Source organism: Bacillus cereus group sp. MYBK245-2, from assembly GCF_051916145.1.
Taxonomy (GTDB): domain Bacteria; phylum Bacillota; class Bacilli; order Bacillales; family Bacillaceae_G; genus Bacillus_A; species Bacillus_A pacificus.
Window position 1 is genome coordinate 59214 of the sequence record NZ_JBQAGB010000022.1, and the last position, 15684, is coordinate 74897.

Consider the following 15684-nt stretch of genomic DNA (forward strand, 5'->3'; position numbering starts at 1 on the left):
ATCTCCCTCTTATTATTAGTAGAAGCAATCGCCCTTTCATACGGGATAAAATTGAGGCTATATAGTCGTATAATTACACGCCTATATAGCCTTTTTCCTATTTAATAAATTTTAATAAAATTTAATTTTTTTAAATCAAATTATGTGCTACACTATTTTTAATTAAATATTCTAAAAATAAAAGAAGGAGGAGCGACTATGATTGAAAATTATTTTCTTTTCATCATTATGTCTATTTGTCTTATTATTTTACCTGGTCCTGATACTGCAATGGCTACGAAAAACACATTAGTTGCTGGTAAGGTAGGCGGGCTGAAAACAGTGTTCGGTACATGTGTTGCACTATTGATTCATACTTTAGCAGCGGTAATCGGACTTTCCGCACTTATTGTAAAGTCAGCTCTTTTATTTTCTATTTTCAAGTACGTTGGAGCTCTATATTTAATTTATATTGGTATTAAAGCCCTTTTAGCAGTAAGAAATAAAGAAGGCGTCAATACGAACGATATATCTTTGAATAACGCAAACGAGCATACTTCTTGCTTTCGCCAAGGGTTTCTTACAAATTTATTAAACCCTAAAATCGCAGTCTTCTTTTTAACATTTTTACCGCAATTTTTAAATCCAAATCATAATACGTTTATCCAACTTCTTATAATGGGCCTTACTTACCTAGTTTTAACAGTTATTTGGTTCGCTTTTTATATATTTTTAATTGATAAAATTAGTGCTTTTATGAAAAAACCGAAGACACAACGTTATATTCAAGGGTTAACGGGAATTGTCTTAATTGGTTTTGGTATTAAACTAGCTTTTGAAAAAAGCAATTAACAAGAAGAAAACCACCACTATTCATAGTGGTGGTTTTCTTTTAACAACTGATTTGGCTGTCTACTTTATATTAAAACCAGCGCTCAGTTACAACTTTTTTACGTGTATAGAATTGAACGCCATCTGTACCATTTGTACCTAAATCACCAAAGAATGAAGCTTTATTTCCTGCGAATGCGAAGAATGCCATTGGTGCTGGAACGTTTACGTTTACACCGATCATACCCGCATCGATGTTATCACGGAACGTTTGTGCATGTTTACCGTTTGACGTATAAATAACTGCACCATTTGCAAATTTAGATTGATTTGTTAGTTTAATACCTTCTTCTAAATCTTTAACTCGTACAATGCTTAATACTGGAGCAAAAATCTCATCTTGCCAAATTTTCATTTCTTGATTTACACCGTCAAAGATTGTCGCACCTACAAAGTAACCGTCTCCAACTTCTTCCTTAATTTTACGGCCATCTACTAATAAAGTAGCTCCATCTGCTACACCGCTGTTAATATAGCCTAATACGCGTTCTTTATGAGACTCACGAATTAATGGTCCAACATAATTATCTTCGTGGAAACCGTCACCTACTTTTAACTTCTTCGTCTCTGCTACTAGTACGTTGATGAACTCATCTGCAATTTCATCAACTACTGCTACTACTGAACATGCCATGCAGCGCTCTCCACTACTTGCAAATGCAGATCCAATTACACCTTGTACCGTTTTCTCAAGATTGCAATCTGGCATAACAATCGCATGGTTTTTCGCACCAGCTAACGCTTGTACACGTTTCCCATGTTTCGTACCTGTTTCATATACGTAACGAGCTACCGGCTCAGAACCAACGAACGAAACAGCTTGAATATCTTTATTTTCTAAAATGCTATTTACAACATCTTTTCCGCCTTGTACTAAATTTAATACTCCTTTTGGAAAACCAGCTTCATAGAATAACTCTACAAGTCGCTCTGCTAAAAGCGGCGTTCTTTCAGATGTTTTTAATACGAATGTATTACCACAAGCAATTGCAAGCGGGAACATCCATAATGGAATCATCATCGGGAAGTTAAACGGCGTAATTCCAGCAACAACTCCAATTGGGTAGCGCCAAATTGATCCATCAATGCCGCTAGCAATATTCGGAAGTGCTTGTCCCATCATTAAATTTGGAGTAGATGTTGCAAGTTCTACTGCCTCAATACCACGTTGTACTTCACCAGTTGCATCCGTTAATGTTTTACCATTTTCAAGCGTAATGATTTTTGCAAGTTCTTCTTTGTTTTCTTGTAAAAGCTGTAAATATTTATACAATTGTCTTGAACGATTCGGAACTGGTACTTTAGACCACGTTTCGTATGCTGCTTTTGCCGCTTCAACAGCTTTTTCAACATCTTCTTTCGGAGATAGCGGAACGTAAGCGATAATTTTTCCAGTCGCTGGATTTGGAACTGCTTCTACTTCTGTACCAGTAGATTCTACCCACTCACCATTAATATGATTTTTTACTCGTTTAATTTCAGTTGTAATCATTGTATTCTCTCCTTTGTATAATTTATTTTTGATTAGAAATTAATTGCTCGCTAACTTTCTTATATAAGGCAGCCATATCGTTTTCTCCATATCCAGCTTGACTCGCTTCGTCATATACGTTTAATAACATTTCGCTTACTGGTAAATGGAGTTCGCTTTCCTTAGCTAAGTCAACTGCAAACCCTAAATCTTTCTTTAATAAATTCACAGTAAATCCTGGCTCGTAGTTTTCGGGTGCTATAAAACTTTTATAATTACGTTCATAAATTCTACTTTGACCGTAACTTACATTTAAAATATCAAACATTTTATCTAAATCCATATTGTTCTTTTTCGCTAATGTTAAAGCTTCACTCACACCAGCTGTATAAAAACCAATTAATAGGTTATTAATTAATTTAACTGTTGTCCCACTATCAATTTGCTCACTAACATGGAAAATGTTCGCACCTAGTACACCCATGATAGATTCCGTTTTCTCATATACCTCTTTTGATCCACCAACCATAAATGTTAATGTACGGTTTTCAGCTCCAATCACCCCACCACTAACAGGTGCTGCTAAAAAGTCTACTTTCTTTTCCTTTGCAGCTTCCTCTAACTGTTTGTTTAACTGTGGAGATACAGTACTTGTATCAATTAAAACTACATTCGAGTGACTATTTTCAAATAATCCTTCTTCGCCAAAATATACCGCTTCAACAGCGCGAGGTGAAGGTAAACTTGTAAAAATTACATCGCATGTTTCTGCTAGTTTTGAAATTGAAAAGCCGATAATTCCGCCTTCTTTTTCAAAAGAAGCTTCAGCATTTTTATTTAAATCCACACCATATACTGTGTAACTTGATTTAACTAAATTTTTAGACATCGGAAGACCCATGTTACCTAAACCGATAAAACCAATCTTTTTCATATCGCTTTCCTCCTATTTACACAATATACTTTCCGCGATTTATAATAGCTTTCGCAATTTCTCTCTTTTTTGTAAATACGTTCGTGTATAAAGGCACTAGTAATTGACGAATTTCAGTTAAAATCACGTGTCTATCTTGTTCTTCTGTAATAGCCGCGGAAAGTATAGAAATCGCAGCTTCTTCTACTTTGCGATAGCCTTCTTCACAAATAACGTCAGTTATCATTTGTTTCGTACCCTCTTTTTCTGCACCATTTTTACTAATTGCTTTACTCGTACGTAAAAATGCTGATTCCATGACGTACACGTCCGTTAACATATTTGATAATACACGTGAATATTCTTGCTCTTGATCAATTTTTAAACCTGGAGTTTTAGAGAGCGTTTTCAAAGATTGTTTCAACAATTTTTTCGCTAATAAAATGTAACGATGGTTTCTTTCGACATTTTCTACATCAATCTCTATTTCAGTATCTTCAATTTGTTCCATTTGTTTCATTAACATTTTAGCAACTGTTAATCTATTAATTTCGTTCGTCCCTTCAAAAATACGACTAATTCTAGCATCACGGTATAATCGTTCTACTTCATACTCTTGCATATAACCGTAACCACCATGAATTTGTACAGCTTCATCTACGATATGACCAAGTGTTTCAGAAGCATTTACTTTATTCAGTGCACATTCAATAGCAAATTGAGACATTTGCTTCATAAGATCCTCATCACTCTCATGAATTGCTTCATCAATTACACCTGCTGTACGATAAGCTGCACTTTCTGCTCCATATGTAGCAATAATCATATTTGCAATTTTCTCTTGAATCATCGTAAAGTCTACTAATTCCGTTTGGAACTGTTTGCGTTCTTTTCCGTATTGAACGGACAATCCAATTGCTTGCTTTGCTGTTCCAATATTTCCAAAGGCAAGTTTTAATCTAGCGAAGTTAAGAATATTAAGAGCTACGTGATGCCCTTTCCCAACTTCCCCTAAAACATTTTCAGCAGGTATGACAACATCTTCTAAAATAAGAGTCGCTGTTGAAGAGCCTTTAATCCCCATTTTCTTTTCTTCTAGTCCAATGGATACGCCTTCACATGTTCTTTCGACAATAAACGCTGTCATTCCTTTATTTGTCTTCGCAAAAACAACGTATACATCTGCCATATGAGCATTTGTAATCCACTGCTTCTCACCATTTAACTTCCAAGCAGTTCCATCTTCATTTAATACTGCGCTCGTTTTTGCGCTTAATGCATCAGAACCGGCATTTGGCTCAGTTAAAGCATAAGCCCCAACCCATTCTCCTGATGCAATTTTCGGCAAATATTTTTCTTTTTGTTCTTTCGTTCCGTAATATATGTAAGGCAATGTACCTACACCAGCGTGTATATTAAATGAAACGCTAAATGCACCAGCGTATCCCATTTTTTCTGCTACAAGCCCTGAAACTGCCTTTCCTAATTCGAATCCGCCATATTCTTCTGGGACTTCGATACTTAATAATCCAAGTTCTCCAGCTTTCTCAAACAATTGACGAGAAACTTTATAGTTATGTTGTTCAATATTCTCCATTTGTGGAACAATTTCTTGTTTAACGAATTGTTCTGTCGTTTTTGCGATTAAATCTTCATCTCCTGAAAAATCTTCTGGCGTAAAGAAAGCATGATTCACATCTTTATTAAGTGAAAAAAATTCATCCCACGGTAACTTCGTTTTCTCCATCTGAATCCCCCTATCATTTCGGCCTTACTTGCTACTACATATGCTCGTCTACGATGAGTGGAATATCTTATTTTTGAAAACAGAAGGCGATGAATTTTCACATCAAGCAGTTTATTTTGCCAAAGATGTACTCTCATCGCCTTAGTTGTTTTATCTATTGATCTTCTGATAATACTGTTTTTGCAATTCCAGTATCTAATTCTTCAAAGTCATGATATGAAATTGTTTCATATAACTCACTTCTCGTTTGCATATTTGAAAGTGCATCTTTTTGAGAACCAGTTTCCTTAATTAAAGTAAACACATTCTCATACGCTTTCGCTGCAACACGAAGTGAAGTTACAGGGTAAATAACCATTTGGAAGCCCATATTCGCAAATTCCTCTGCACTATAATACGGCGTTTTCCCAAACTCAGTCATGTTGGCAAGTAAAGGTGCATTTACTTTACTATTAAATAGACGGAACTCTTCTTCTGATTGAAGCGCTTCTGGGAATATTGCATCTGCACCTGCTTTTACATAGGCGTTTGCTCTTTCAATTGCTTCATCCAAGCCCTCTACACCGCGAGCATCTGTGCGCGCTACAATATATAAGCTCGGTGCAACTTCTTTGATCGCTTTAATCTTTTGAACTAATTCTTCTGTCGTAACGAGTTTTTTACCATTTAAATGTCCACATTTTTTTGGTAATTGTTGATCTTCAATTTGAACAGCTGCTACTTTCGCTTCCACCATTTCTACTGCTGTTCTCGCTACATTTAGGACACCACCGAATCCAGTATCAATATCAACAAGAACTGGTAAGTCTGTAGCTCTTACTAGATCCCTCGCTCGCTCTGCTACTTCAGTAGAAGTCACGATTCCTAAATCAGGTAGCCCTTTACTTGCAGTATAAGCTGCTCCTGATAAATAAAGAGCTGAAAAACCTGTATTTTTCGCAACAAGAGCTGCCATTGCGTCATGAGCACCTGGAATTTGCAAAATTTCATTTGCTTCTACTAAAGCTCGGAAGCGATTCGCAAGCTCCTCTTGTGTTGACTGTTTATTCACAACCCAAGCCATTCTAAATTCCCCCTATTATTAAATTAAGAATAGATCTACAAATTCATTTACATTCATATTTTCTAGTTTCTCTTCATTTAAACAAGCTTCATGAATTTGTTCTTGTTGCTTACTAGAATAATGACCTGCCATATTTGCAGTGAATTTTTGAACAACTTTTGGAATTGCTTCGTCTCTACGGAAACGGTGACCAAGTGGATATTCACATTCCACATTTTCTGTTACAGTTCCATCTTTGAAATGAACTTGAACAGCGTTGGCGATTGAGCGCTTGTTCGGGTCAAGGTAATCTAAACTGTACTGTTTATTTTCAACAACAACCATCTTATTACGTAATTCATCTACACGTGGATCATTTGCTACTGCATCCTCATAATCATCCGCAACGATATCTCCTTTTAATAAACCAATTGCCGTAATGTATTGTAAGCAGTGATCACGATCAGCCGGGTTATTTAATGGACCTTCTTTATCAATAATACGAATTGCTGATTCATGAGTTGTAATTGTAATACGGTCAATTTCATCTAATCTTTCTTTAATTTCTGGATGTAATTTCACAGCACATTCTGCAGCTGTTTGTGCATGGAATTCTGCAGGATATGAAACTTTAAATAATACATTTTCCATTACATATGACTCTAGTGGTCTTGCTAATTTTAATTCTTGTTTATTAAATAATACATCTTGGAATCCCCAGCCCGGTGCAGATAATGCTGTCGGATAACCCATTTCACCTTTTAAGGCAGTCATTGCAAGATGAACACCGCGGCTCGTTGCATCACCTGCTGCCCATGATTTACGTGAGCCTGTATTTGGAGCATGACGATATGTACGAAGACTAGAATTATCAATCCATGCATGTGATAATGCATTAAAGATTTCTTCACGTGTTCCGCCAAGCATTTTTGCAACTACTGCAGTTGTTGCTACTTTTACATATAATACGTGGTCAAGACCAACTCTGTTTAAGCTGTTTTCTAAAGCAAGTACACCTTGAATTTCATGTGCTTTAATCATCATTTCTAATACTTCACGTACTTTTAACGGTTCTTTTCCTTCTGAAATACGAACACGGCTAATATAATCTGCCACAGCTAAAATTCCGCCTAGGTTATCAGATGGATGTCCCCACTCTGCTGCAAGCCAAGTATCGTTATAGTCTAACCAACGGATCATACAGCCGATATTAAATGCACCTTTCACAGGATCAAGTACATATGACGTACCTGGTACACGTGTACCATTTGGCACGATTGTTCCTGGTACAACTGGTCCTAATAATTTCGTACATTCTGGATATTGTAATGCTAAAATTCCGCATCCAAGTGTATCAAGTAATACGTAACGAGCAGTACTAAATGCTTCTGCACTTGTTACCTCTTTATTTAATACATAATTGGTAATCTCTTCTAATAATGCATCTTTTTGTTTAATTTCATTTGTTTTAATCATGCTATCCTTCCCTTTCTGTCGAAAATTCGTTATTATTAAGGATGGGTGTCGGTCAAACACCCATCTGGCGGGCGGCGCTAACAACTCCCCAGTTGTTCTTATTTACTAAGCACATGTCGCTCGCCAATATAATTTACACGTGGACGGAACAAACGATTGTTCGCATGTTGCTCAATAACGTGTGCACAAAGCCCTACTGTTCTAGAGCTAAAGAAGATTGGTGTGTACAGTTGAATTGGAATACCAAGCATCCAATATACTGGAGCTGCGTAATAATCAAGGTTTGGATAAATTCCTTTTTCCTTCTCCATAATCTTTTCTCCAGCTTCACACATCTCATACAGTGTATAATCACCCTTCACATCACATAACTGCTTTAAAGCTTCCTTCATCATCAATGCTCTTGGATCCATCTTCTTCATGTATACACGATGTCCAAAGCCCATAATTTTTTCTTTGTTATATAGTTTCTTCTGTAATAACTCTTCAAACTTTTCAACATTACCAGCTTCTAAAAGCATGTACATAACCGCTTCGTTCGCACCGCCATGTAAGCTACCTTTTAAAGATGCAACCGCACCTGTTAAAGCACCATATAAGTCGGATTGCGTAGACGCAATAACGCGCGCTGTAAATGTAGAGTTTGGCATTTCATGTTCACTATATAAAACAAGGGAACGATCAAAAATCTTCTCCTCAAGTTCAGTTGGTTTTTTACCTGTTAACATATAGAAGAAATTCGCGCTATATGATAATTCCTTAAGTGGTTCGATTGGCTCTTCATTATTTAAAATATGATAGCTATTCGCTACAATGTTTGGTACTTTACTCAATAATTTGTATCCGCGGCTTTTGTTTACTTCTAACGAGCGATTTTCAATATCATTATCGTAACCAGCTAATGCGGACACACCTGTACGCAATCCATCCATAGGGTGTGTTTCTTTCGGTAATGCCTTTAATACGTTAAATACACCTTCTGGTACCGCGTATTCTTCTTTTAATTTCTTTTCAAGTTTTGCTTTTTCATCCTCATTTGGTAGATGTTCTTCCAATAAAAGGTGCACAATGTCTAAATACTCTTTTGTTTTTGAGAGTTCGATTAAATCATACCCTTGAATTACAATTTCACCTTTTACTGTGTCAAGAAACGAAATCTTCGTCTCCGCTGCCACTATACCATCTAATCCCGGGGAAAATTTTTCTTCAGCTTTCATCATTATTTCCTCCAATCCTAATAGATCTTCGTGCACATAACTGTAAGCCTTTACAATATTGCGAAACTACATTTCTATTTCAATGTATCAGAGTTTTTAGAAGATTTCAATTTATTTTATAATGATAAGTTTCCTACACTTTTACCGATGTAACAATACAATTTTTCAAAAATAATTTTCATATTTTATAAGGAAAGGACAGACTTCTTTGCGTGTTTTATTAAAACAAAATATAAGAATGAGCGAGAAAATCCCACAGAACATATCATTCACCCAATTTTTTTAAGAAAATAAAAAAACGAGCTGTATACATATACAACTCGTTTCTACATGAAATTTATTTCACTATCCTATCAATATAATTCTTATATAAAACTTATTTACTTTTAAAAAAGTTATTATTTTACATAATTAAATTAAATTCCTACCGTTTCCTCATGATAATATTCATCAAAAATAGAATGTCTTCTTTCTCAACTGACACGATTTTCCTATCTAATTTCTTAGAAACTATCCCTCAAGAATAGTCAGACTGAATTGAACTATTATCATGTTAAACCATTGTAAATCGTTATGTTCAATTGAAATCCCCCCTCTTTGTTATTCCCGTTTACGCAAATTCTTTTTTACCTAATCGCTTTTTTACAAAAATGACAAAAATAATGAAAGCAATTAATCCTGAAATTGCACTACCTGCAAATAAAATACGGTAACCAAACATTTGCGAAACAACTCCAAGTAAAATCGCACCAAGTCCAATCCCTAAATCAAATGCGGTAAAGAATGAAGCATTAGCGACTCCTCTTTTACTCGGATGAACAATTGTAATCATCGCTGCTTGCAATGCCGGCTGTGCCGAACCAAATCCAACACCGTATAATGCAGCGGCGATAACTACCCCCATTAAACTATGTGAAATCGTTAATACAACTATTGCTATAATAGTAATGCATAGTGCCGGGATTATGATAAATACTTCCCCATACTTATCTAATAGTTTTCCTGAAACTGGTCTGATAATCGTTAAAGAAACTGCATATACAAGAAAGAATGTCCCAGGATTCACATCAATTGACGATGCAAATAGCGGTAAAAATGTCGTAATCCCTCCATATGCAAATGATAAAAAGAAAACAACAATCGTAATGGACAGAACGGACTTTTCAAACAACTGCATTTTCCTTTTTTCTTTTTGTGGTGTGAATGGTATTTTCGTGATGAACGATAATAACACTGCCACAAAGGATAAAAGGGTTGCTAACAAAAATAGGCCGTGAAATGAATAATGTTGTACAACCGATAATCCAATCATCGGGCCGATTGCCATTGCAATTGTCATAGCCATCCCGTACCATCCCATACCTTCACCACGGCGTGAATCTGGAATAATATCAGTTATCGCTGTTCCAACAGCTGTTGTAGAAACAGCCCATGTTACACCGTGAATCACACGTAAAGTAGCTAGAAGGACAATAGTCGACGCTAAATTATAAGAATACATCGTTAACCCAAAAAAGATGAGTCCGAAAATAATAAAAGTTTTTCTACCATATTGATCTAACATTCCTCCAATAATTGGTCGTATTACAACTGCTGCAATTGTAAACATCCCCATCATAAATCCAACTTGTGATTCATCACCACCAATCTCTTTAATAAAGAGAGGGAGCGTTGGAACAAGTAAATAAAATCCTGTAAATAAAAATAACATTGCGAAAGTCATTTGAATAAATGATTTCGTCCATAATCGTTCCATTAAAATTCCTCCATAAACACATAAGTTATTGCAATTAACACCTCCATTTTACATTTTCTTCGTTCCTTTGCCTTCCGTAAATAGACGTATCTTTTTATAATAAATGGTCCAAAATCAATTTAAATTGGTCTTACAACTTTATACGTATGTTTTAGCCTAAAGTCCCATTTATTTGTACCTTTATATGTGTGAAAAGAATATACTACTTTATTATCGCAACTTAGGAGTGAATATTTTTATGTGGGTATCATCAAGAGTAACTGCCGTAGTTCCTTCGACCCCGGAAATACACGTTCCAGCCGTTCATACGGCTAGTTCCGATGTTGGAATTGAACTTCCTGCAACTTGGCAACAATATCAAATTCCAGGTCAAATTACTCCCTCATTTTGGCATCATGGCGCACATCCAAGTAGTACCACCTTTCAAAGCCACGGTTATCCTCCGTTACCTCAATCTCAAGTTTTTTATCATTTCCCTTCAATTTATTTTCAAAATTTCTATGGTACTTTTAATATTTAAAATACATTGTCTCATAGCTACTGCATTTAAAAGAAAAAAGCACTTAAGATTGTAATGTTTACAAATCTTAAGTGCTTTTTAATGTTTTTCATAAAATTTTCTTATTGTCCATTATTAGCAGGGGCCTCTCCTGCATTCCCGCCAGTATTTGGTTCTGTGGTTGCTGGTGGAGTTGTATTCCCTTGACCCCCTCCGTTATTCGCTGGAGGTGTCGTATTCCCTTGACCTCCTCCGTTATTTGCTGGAGGTGTCGTATTTCCTTGGCCTCCTCCGTTATTTGCTGGAGGTGTCGTATTTCCTTGGCCTCCTCCGTTATTTGCTGGAGGTGTCGTATTTCCTTGACCTCCTCCATTATTTGCTGGAGGTGTCGTTCCTTGGCCATTACCATTATTTTGTTCATTTTGTTTCTTTTCTTCTTCTTGTTTCTTTTGCTCTTCTAGTTTCTTTTGTTCCTCTTGCTTCTTAAGTTCCTCTTGTTGCTTTTGTTCTTCTTGTTTTTTCAGTTCTTCCTGTTTCTTTAATTCTTCTTGCTTTTTCTCTTCTTCAGTTTTTTGCTGCTGATCTTGTTTTGGTTGCTCCGTTGTATCCGGTACGCTAGTATTTGGCGATGAATCACGTTTTTCACCTTTTATACGTAGCTCACTACCTTCTTGAATAACGCTACTTGGCATTTTAAAGCGTGATTTATCTGTAGCCATTTCACTCATCATTTCTTTAAAAATCAACTGTGCAATTTTCGTATTTTTACTACTAATATACTCGTCTTTACCATCTTTCATATACCCAGTCCATACTGCCATCGTATATTGCGGTGTATATCCAGCAAACCAACTATCACGAGTTGCACTTTCTGGAATGTTAAATTTCGCTAATTGTTTTGAATCATAGTTTGTTGTACCCGTTTTACCAGCTACATCTAAAGAACTAATATTTGCCGCTGTACCAGTACCTGATGTTACTACTGAGCGAAGCATATCAGTAATCATATATGCTGTAGAGTCAGCTATAACTTGTTTTGGTTTTTGCTCAAAACTTTGTGATTTGCCGTCTGGATAAACTATTTTCTTAACAAAATGCGGTTTTGCATACTTTCCACCATTTCCAAATGTCGCATAAGCACCCGCTATTTCAGTTGGTGATACTTCGTTTGTACCAATAGCTGTAGATTCTGCCGGCGCTTTATTAAATGTAATACCTAATTTCTCAGAGAATTCCTTTGATTTATTAAGCCCTACTTCTTTTGCAGTTTTAACTGCCGGAACGTTACGCGACATTTTTAACGCTTCACGCATAGTAATTGATCCTAAATGACTTCTGTCCGCATTTCGAACTTCTTGTCCAGTTGAATATTTAAATGGAGAATCATCAATTTGATGATACGTAGCCCATTTTAAGTATTCAATTGCAGGACCGTAATCAAAGATTGGTTTCATAGTTGAACCAGCTGCACGATCTAATTCAATTGCCATATTATGCCCTTTAAATACTGCTTTATTTTCACCGCGTCCACTACCTATAGCACGAACCTCACCTGTTTTCGTATCCATAAATGTGAAAGCACCTTGGAATTTATCATTTGGATAATTAATAATATTTGTATTTAAAATATTGTCAGCTAATTTCTGTGCTTTTGGATCCAAAGTTGTATGAATTTCTAAACCATCAGAGCCAATATTTACATCTGGTATTTCCTTTTCTACTTCTTTCACTACTGCATCTATAAATGCAGGATATGGCATCGCTTGTAGCTCAGCTGCACTCTTAACATTTTTATCCACAGGTACTTTCGATGCTTCTTCCATTTCTGCTTTTGTAATATAACCATGTCGATTCATTAATTTTAGTACAACATCTCTTCTTTCTGTTGCTCTTTGAACATTTTCTGGTTTCGATGGATCATAGTTATTTGGAGCTTTTGGTAACCCTGCAAGCATCGCAACCTCTGGTAATGTTAAATCTTTCAATTCTTTACCATAGTAGTTTTGTGCTGCTGTTGCGATACCATATGAACGGTTTCCTAAGTTAATTTTATTTAAATACATTTCTAAAATTTCATGTTTTGAATATTGTTGTTCTAGCTTATACGCTAAATATATTTCCTGGACCTTACGTTTCGATGTTTTTTCCATCGATAAGAAGTAGTTTTTAATAACCTGCTGTGTTATCGTACTTCCACCTTGTGAACCGTAATCTCCTTTAAGACTCACCAAAACAGCACGGGCAGTACCTTTGAAGTCTACCCCGCTATGCTCATAAAAACGTGCGTCTTCTGTTGCTAAAAATGCATTTTCTACTAATTTAGGAATTTGATCATACGTAACATTCGTCCGCTTTTCTTTCCCGTATTCATATACCAAATCGCCATTTTTATCATAAATTTTTGAGGATAACGGATTAACAAGTTTTGCTTTCTCAAGTTTTGGTGCATCCTTAATCATTACAAAGAAGGTAGCAACTCCCCCCACTAAACCAACAATACCAAGTAATAAACAAGTAATTAAAAACTTGCGAAAAAATGATGTTTTACCTTTTGGTTTTTGTGTTTTAGAAGCTGGCTGTTTTTTCTTTTTAACTTGTCGTCGCTCCTCTCGAGAACGATAATTTTCTGACATGTTACTTTCTCCTGCCTTTCAATTCTCCCGTTGATTTACTTAAAAATATTGAGGTCACTTTCTAAAATGAATTTAATTAAGAAAGTATATTGACCTGGAGCATTCAATATTTTCCCAATTCACAGATTATAAATTTTAGAATACTTCTTATACAAAGTATTTTCACTTCTATTTTTCTAATAATGCTGCCCCTTTAAGCATAGAATGTAAAAAGTGAATTTTTAATACCTCGTATAAATAATATACCTTTTTTTCAAATGGTCAATATTTTCTTATTTATAAATCAAAGGTGAAATAAAAATAGCACAACGATATGTACTTCGTGTGAACTTCCTTATAATTACGTATAACGAACATTTAATATATTGCATATAAGTATAATACCTCTTTAATTATAAAGATTTCAACACCACAACCTCAACATCTATAAGAAATTATTAAAAATGAAAAGTGAGGAGTTGCGTAATGATGGAGTTATCTCCCGTGATTTCCAAAACTATAGTTGCTGTTGGATATAATCCTTTTTCTATGATTTTACGCATTCAATTAAAGCATGGAATGTATGATTTCTTTAACGTTCCTGAAAACATTTACACCGGTTTATTAAACGCACACTCTAAAACGAATTATCACAATACTTATATTAAAAATTCTTACCGCTACACTAAAATTTAAACTTAACTAGAATAAAAAAAGAAAGGAGGTGGTCCCCCCTTTCTTTTTTAAATCGTTTCACAACTCAGCTATCTTCTGTTCTTTTTATTTATTTCATCATATGCTTGAATTTGTTTTTTTAAACGCCGATCTGCTTTTTTATCATGTACAACTAATATCGCATGAATAACGCCTGGAACCCAAAATATTAATGTTAATATGAAATTAATTATTGCTTGAAATGGTTTTCCACAAAATAATACGGCTACAGGTGGAAGAAGAATTGCCAACAAATACATCATCTCTTGAAAACTCCTTGTTTTGTATTTTTTATCTCTCCATACACTATAAGGACCAATGACTTTTGCATTTCTAATATTTTTATTAACCACTGATAACTGTTCTACTGTTATATATTCTATTTTAATGCATAAAACCTACCACTTCAATTTTTCTACTTATGTAAAATTGAAATTTTACATACAATCTTTCCATGAACAATTTCATATTATTTTTTCTAACCTTTCTTCCTTCTCTATTATAGTTAATCCTATCGCAGAAATAGCAGTTCCTATCGCTTGTATCCAAACACCAATGAGTGCTATTATTCTCTCATCTTTCTGATCAACTATACTTTCTTCATTTTCGATTCTATTCTTCATTACATTAATAATACCTTGATACGCTTGAAGTCCAGCGCCTAAACTTTGCAGAGAATTTCCTATTACTATAATTTTCTGCAATATCCCAACCTGAAGCAAAGCCGCTTCTACTCCTAAAAAAGCTCCAATCGATTGTAAGCTATTCCCTATAATTATGAGATAATCATTCTCTTTCAATTGTTCCTTTATATTAAAATATATTCCTATTACATTTGATATATTCCCTAACGCTAATAACTCAATGCCCATTTTATCGAGCATTTCACTTTTATTCTCCAAACACATATTTTGATTTTCTTTTTCACCTTCATCTTTGGTTTCATTACTCGCTATCATTTGCAATATATACCCGAGGGCTTGTAATGAGCTTCCTACAATTACAATTTTCGATTCAGCTTTCTCCTCCCCCATAAAACCTCTTGTCGTCCCAATTGCCGCTGTAAGATTTCCTCCTACTTGAAACCATGCTCCTGTCACTTTTAAACCGCTTGGATTCATTCTTATCACCTATTTAGAAGTTTTCTAGTGCTTTCGAAATACATAAATGGCCTCCTTTAACTCATATTTATTTTCTACATTTAATTTTGTGCATTCTATAATGTGTTAAAAATACAAAAAAGAGTAACCCATAACTGAACTGCACCCCAATTGTTAGACACAGTCTAACAATTGGAGGTGCAGTTTTTCTATGGCTAAATTTACAGCTGATGAAAAAATACAAATCGTTTTACGTTATTTAAACGG

The 15684-nt window shown here is 35.2% G+C and carries 13 protein-coding genes; 3 read left to right on the top strand and 10 right to left on the bottom strand.

What is annotated here, in order from left to right:
• The first annotated feature begins 198 nt into the window (after positions 1-198).
• Positions 199-831, top strand: a complete 633-nt coding sequence (locus tag ACTFRN_RS25530; protein WP_088106713.1) for a LysE family translocator — start codon at positions 199-201, stop codon at positions 829-831.
• A 70-nt stretch (positions 832-901) separates the two neighbouring features.
• Here the strand turns inward: ACTFRN_RS25530 and ACTFRN_RS25535 are convergent, their stop codons facing one another.
• The 7 genes from ACTFRN_RS25535 to ACTFRN_RS25565 form a co-directional block, all read right to left on the bottom strand.
• Entirely contained in the window at positions 902-2362 is a 1461-nt protein-coding gene (locus tag ACTFRN_RS25535) for a CoA-acylating methylmalonate-semialdehyde dehydrogenase (RefSeq protein ID WP_000633360.1), read from the bottom strand.
• A gap of 22 nt (positions 2363-2384) precedes the next feature.
• Positions 2385-3275 carry an NAD(P)-dependent oxidoreductase gene (locus tag ACTFRN_RS25540; protein WP_074568007.1) on the bottom strand — a complete coding sequence of 297 codons (891 nt, stop codon included), beginning with the start codon at positions 3273-3275 and terminating at the stop codon, positions 2385-2387.
• Positions 3276-3291: 16 nt separating this feature from the next.
• Positions 3292-5001 carry an acyl-CoA dehydrogenase family protein gene (locus ACTFRN_RS25545; protein WP_000416029.1) on the bottom strand — a complete coding sequence of 570 codons (1710 nt, stop codon included), beginning with the start codon at positions 4999-5001 and terminating at the stop codon, positions 3292-3294.
• A gap of 154 nt (positions 5002-5155) precedes the next feature.
• The gene (gene prpB, locus ACTFRN_RS25550) at positions 5156-6064 is read right to left on the bottom strand and encodes a methylisocitrate lyase (RefSeq protein ID WP_000312650.1); all 909 of its coding nucleotides are present in this window, start codon (positions 6062-6064) and stop codon (positions 5156-5158) included.
• An 18-nt stretch (positions 6065-6082) separates the two neighbouring features.
• A complete protein-coding gene (gene prpD / locus ACTFRN_RS25555) occupies positions 6083-7519 on the bottom strand; it encodes a 2-methylcitrate dehydratase (protein ID WP_000598150.1) in 1437 nt (478 codons plus the stop codon).
• A 98-nt stretch (positions 7520-7617) separates the two neighbouring features.
• Positions 7618-8739, bottom strand: coding sequence for a citrate synthase (gene mmgD, locus ACTFRN_RS25560; RefSeq protein WP_041184530.1), 1122 nt, complete (start codon positions 8737-8739; stop codon positions 7618-7620).
• Between the two features lie 607 nt (positions 8740-9346).
• Entirely contained in the window at positions 9347-10492 is a 1146-nt protein-coding gene (locus ACTFRN_RS25565) for an MFS transporter (RefSeq protein WP_000440649.1), read from the bottom strand.
• Positions 10493-10730: 238 nt separating this feature from the next.
• Here ACTFRN_RS25565 and ACTFRN_RS25570 point away from each other — a divergent pair, with 238 nt between their 5' ends.
• Positions 10731-11012: a hypothetical protein gene (locus ACTFRN_RS25570; protein WP_000270178.1), complete on the top strand. Its 282-nt coding sequence runs from the start codon at positions 10731-10733 to the stop codon at positions 11010-11012.
• Positions 11013-11113: 101 nt separating this feature from the next.
• Here ACTFRN_RS25570 and ACTFRN_RS25575 read toward each other — a convergent pair whose 3' ends face one another.
• Positions 11114-13624 carry a PBP1A family penicillin-binding protein gene (locus ACTFRN_RS25575; protein WP_074568008.1) on the bottom strand — a complete coding sequence of 837 codons (2511 nt, stop codon included), beginning with the start codon at positions 13622-13624 and terminating at the stop codon, positions 11114-11116.
• 465 nt (positions 13625-14089) lie between these two features.
• On the opposite strand from ACTFRN_RS25575, the gene ACTFRN_RS25580 reads away from it, so the two are divergent.
• Positions 14090-14299: a KTSC domain-containing protein gene (locus tag ACTFRN_RS25580; RefSeq protein ID WP_000970365.1), complete on the top strand. Its 210-nt coding sequence runs from the start codon at positions 14090-14092 to the stop codon at positions 14297-14299.
• Between the two features lie 68 nt (positions 14300-14367).
• On the opposite strand, the gene ACTFRN_RS25585 is transcribed toward ACTFRN_RS25580, so the two are convergent.
• The gene (locus ACTFRN_RS25585; RefSeq protein WP_000990223.1) at positions 14368-14580 is read right to left on the bottom strand and encodes a YqaE/Pmp3 family membrane protein; all 213 of its coding nucleotides are present in this window, start codon (positions 14578-14580) and stop codon (positions 14368-14370) included.
• Between the two features lie 201 nt (positions 14581-14781).
• A complete protein-coding gene (locus tag ACTFRN_RS25590; RefSeq protein WP_014893766.1) occupies positions 14782-15438 on the bottom strand; it encodes a DUF6944 family repetitive protein in 657 nt (218 codons plus the stop codon).
• Positions 15439-15684 lie beyond the last annotated feature (246 nt).

What these genes read in the sequence shown, in the direction of transcription:
- ACTFRN_RS25545 (WP_000416029.1), bottom strand. Translation starts at nt 5,001, where the DNA reads ATGGAGAAAACGAAGTTACCGTGGGATGAATTTTTTTCACTTAATAAA.
- prpD (WP_000598150.1), bottom strand. Translation starts at nt 7,519, where the DNA reads ATGATTAAAACAAATGAAATTAAACAAAAAGATGCATTATTAGAAGAG.
- prpB (WP_000312650.1), bottom strand. Translation starts at nt 6,064, where the DNA reads ATGGCTTGGGTTGTGAATAAACAGTCAACACAAGAGGAGCTTGCGAAT.
- ACTFRN_RS25590 (WP_014893766.1), bottom strand. Translation starts at nt 15,438, where the DNA reads ATGAATCCAAGCGGTTTAAAAGTGACAGGAGCATGGTTTCAAGTAGGA.
- ACTFRN_RS25575 (WP_074568008.1), bottom strand. Translation starts at nt 13,624, where the DNA reads ATGTCAGAAAATTATCGTTCTCGAGAGGAGCGACGACAAGTTAAAAAG.
- ACTFRN_RS25530 (WP_088106713.1), top strand. Translation starts at nt 199, where the DNA reads ATGATTGAAAATTATTTTCTTTTCATCATTATGTCTATTTGTCTTATT.
- mmgD (WP_041184530.1), bottom strand. Translation starts at nt 8,739, where the DNA reads ATGATGAAAGCTGAAGAAAAATTTTCCCCGGGATTAGATGGTATAGTG.
- ACTFRN_RS25540 (WP_074568007.1), bottom strand. Translation starts at nt 3,275, where the DNA reads ATGAAAAAGATTGGTTTTATCGGTTTAGGTAACATGGGTCTTCCGATG.
- ACTFRN_RS25565 (WP_000440649.1), bottom strand. Translation starts at nt 10,492, where the DNA reads ATGGAACGATTATGGACGAAATCATTTATTCAAATGACTTTCGCAATG.
- ACTFRN_RS25585 (WP_000990223.1), bottom strand. Translation starts at nt 14,580, where the DNA reads ATGATGTATTTGTTGGCAATTCTTCTTCCACCTGTAGCCGTATTATTT.
- ACTFRN_RS25535 (WP_000633360.1), bottom strand. Translation starts at nt 2,362, where the DNA reads ATGATTACAACTGAAATTAAACGAGTAAAAAATCATATTAATGGTGAG.
- ACTFRN_RS25580 (WP_000970365.1), top strand. Translation starts at nt 14,090, where the DNA reads ATGATGGAGTTATCTCCCGTGATTTCCAAAACTATAGTTGCTGTTGGA.
- ACTFRN_RS25570 (WP_000270178.1), top strand. Translation starts at nt 10,731, where the DNA reads ATGTGGGTATCATCAAGAGTAACTGCCGTAGTTCCTTCGACCCCGGAA.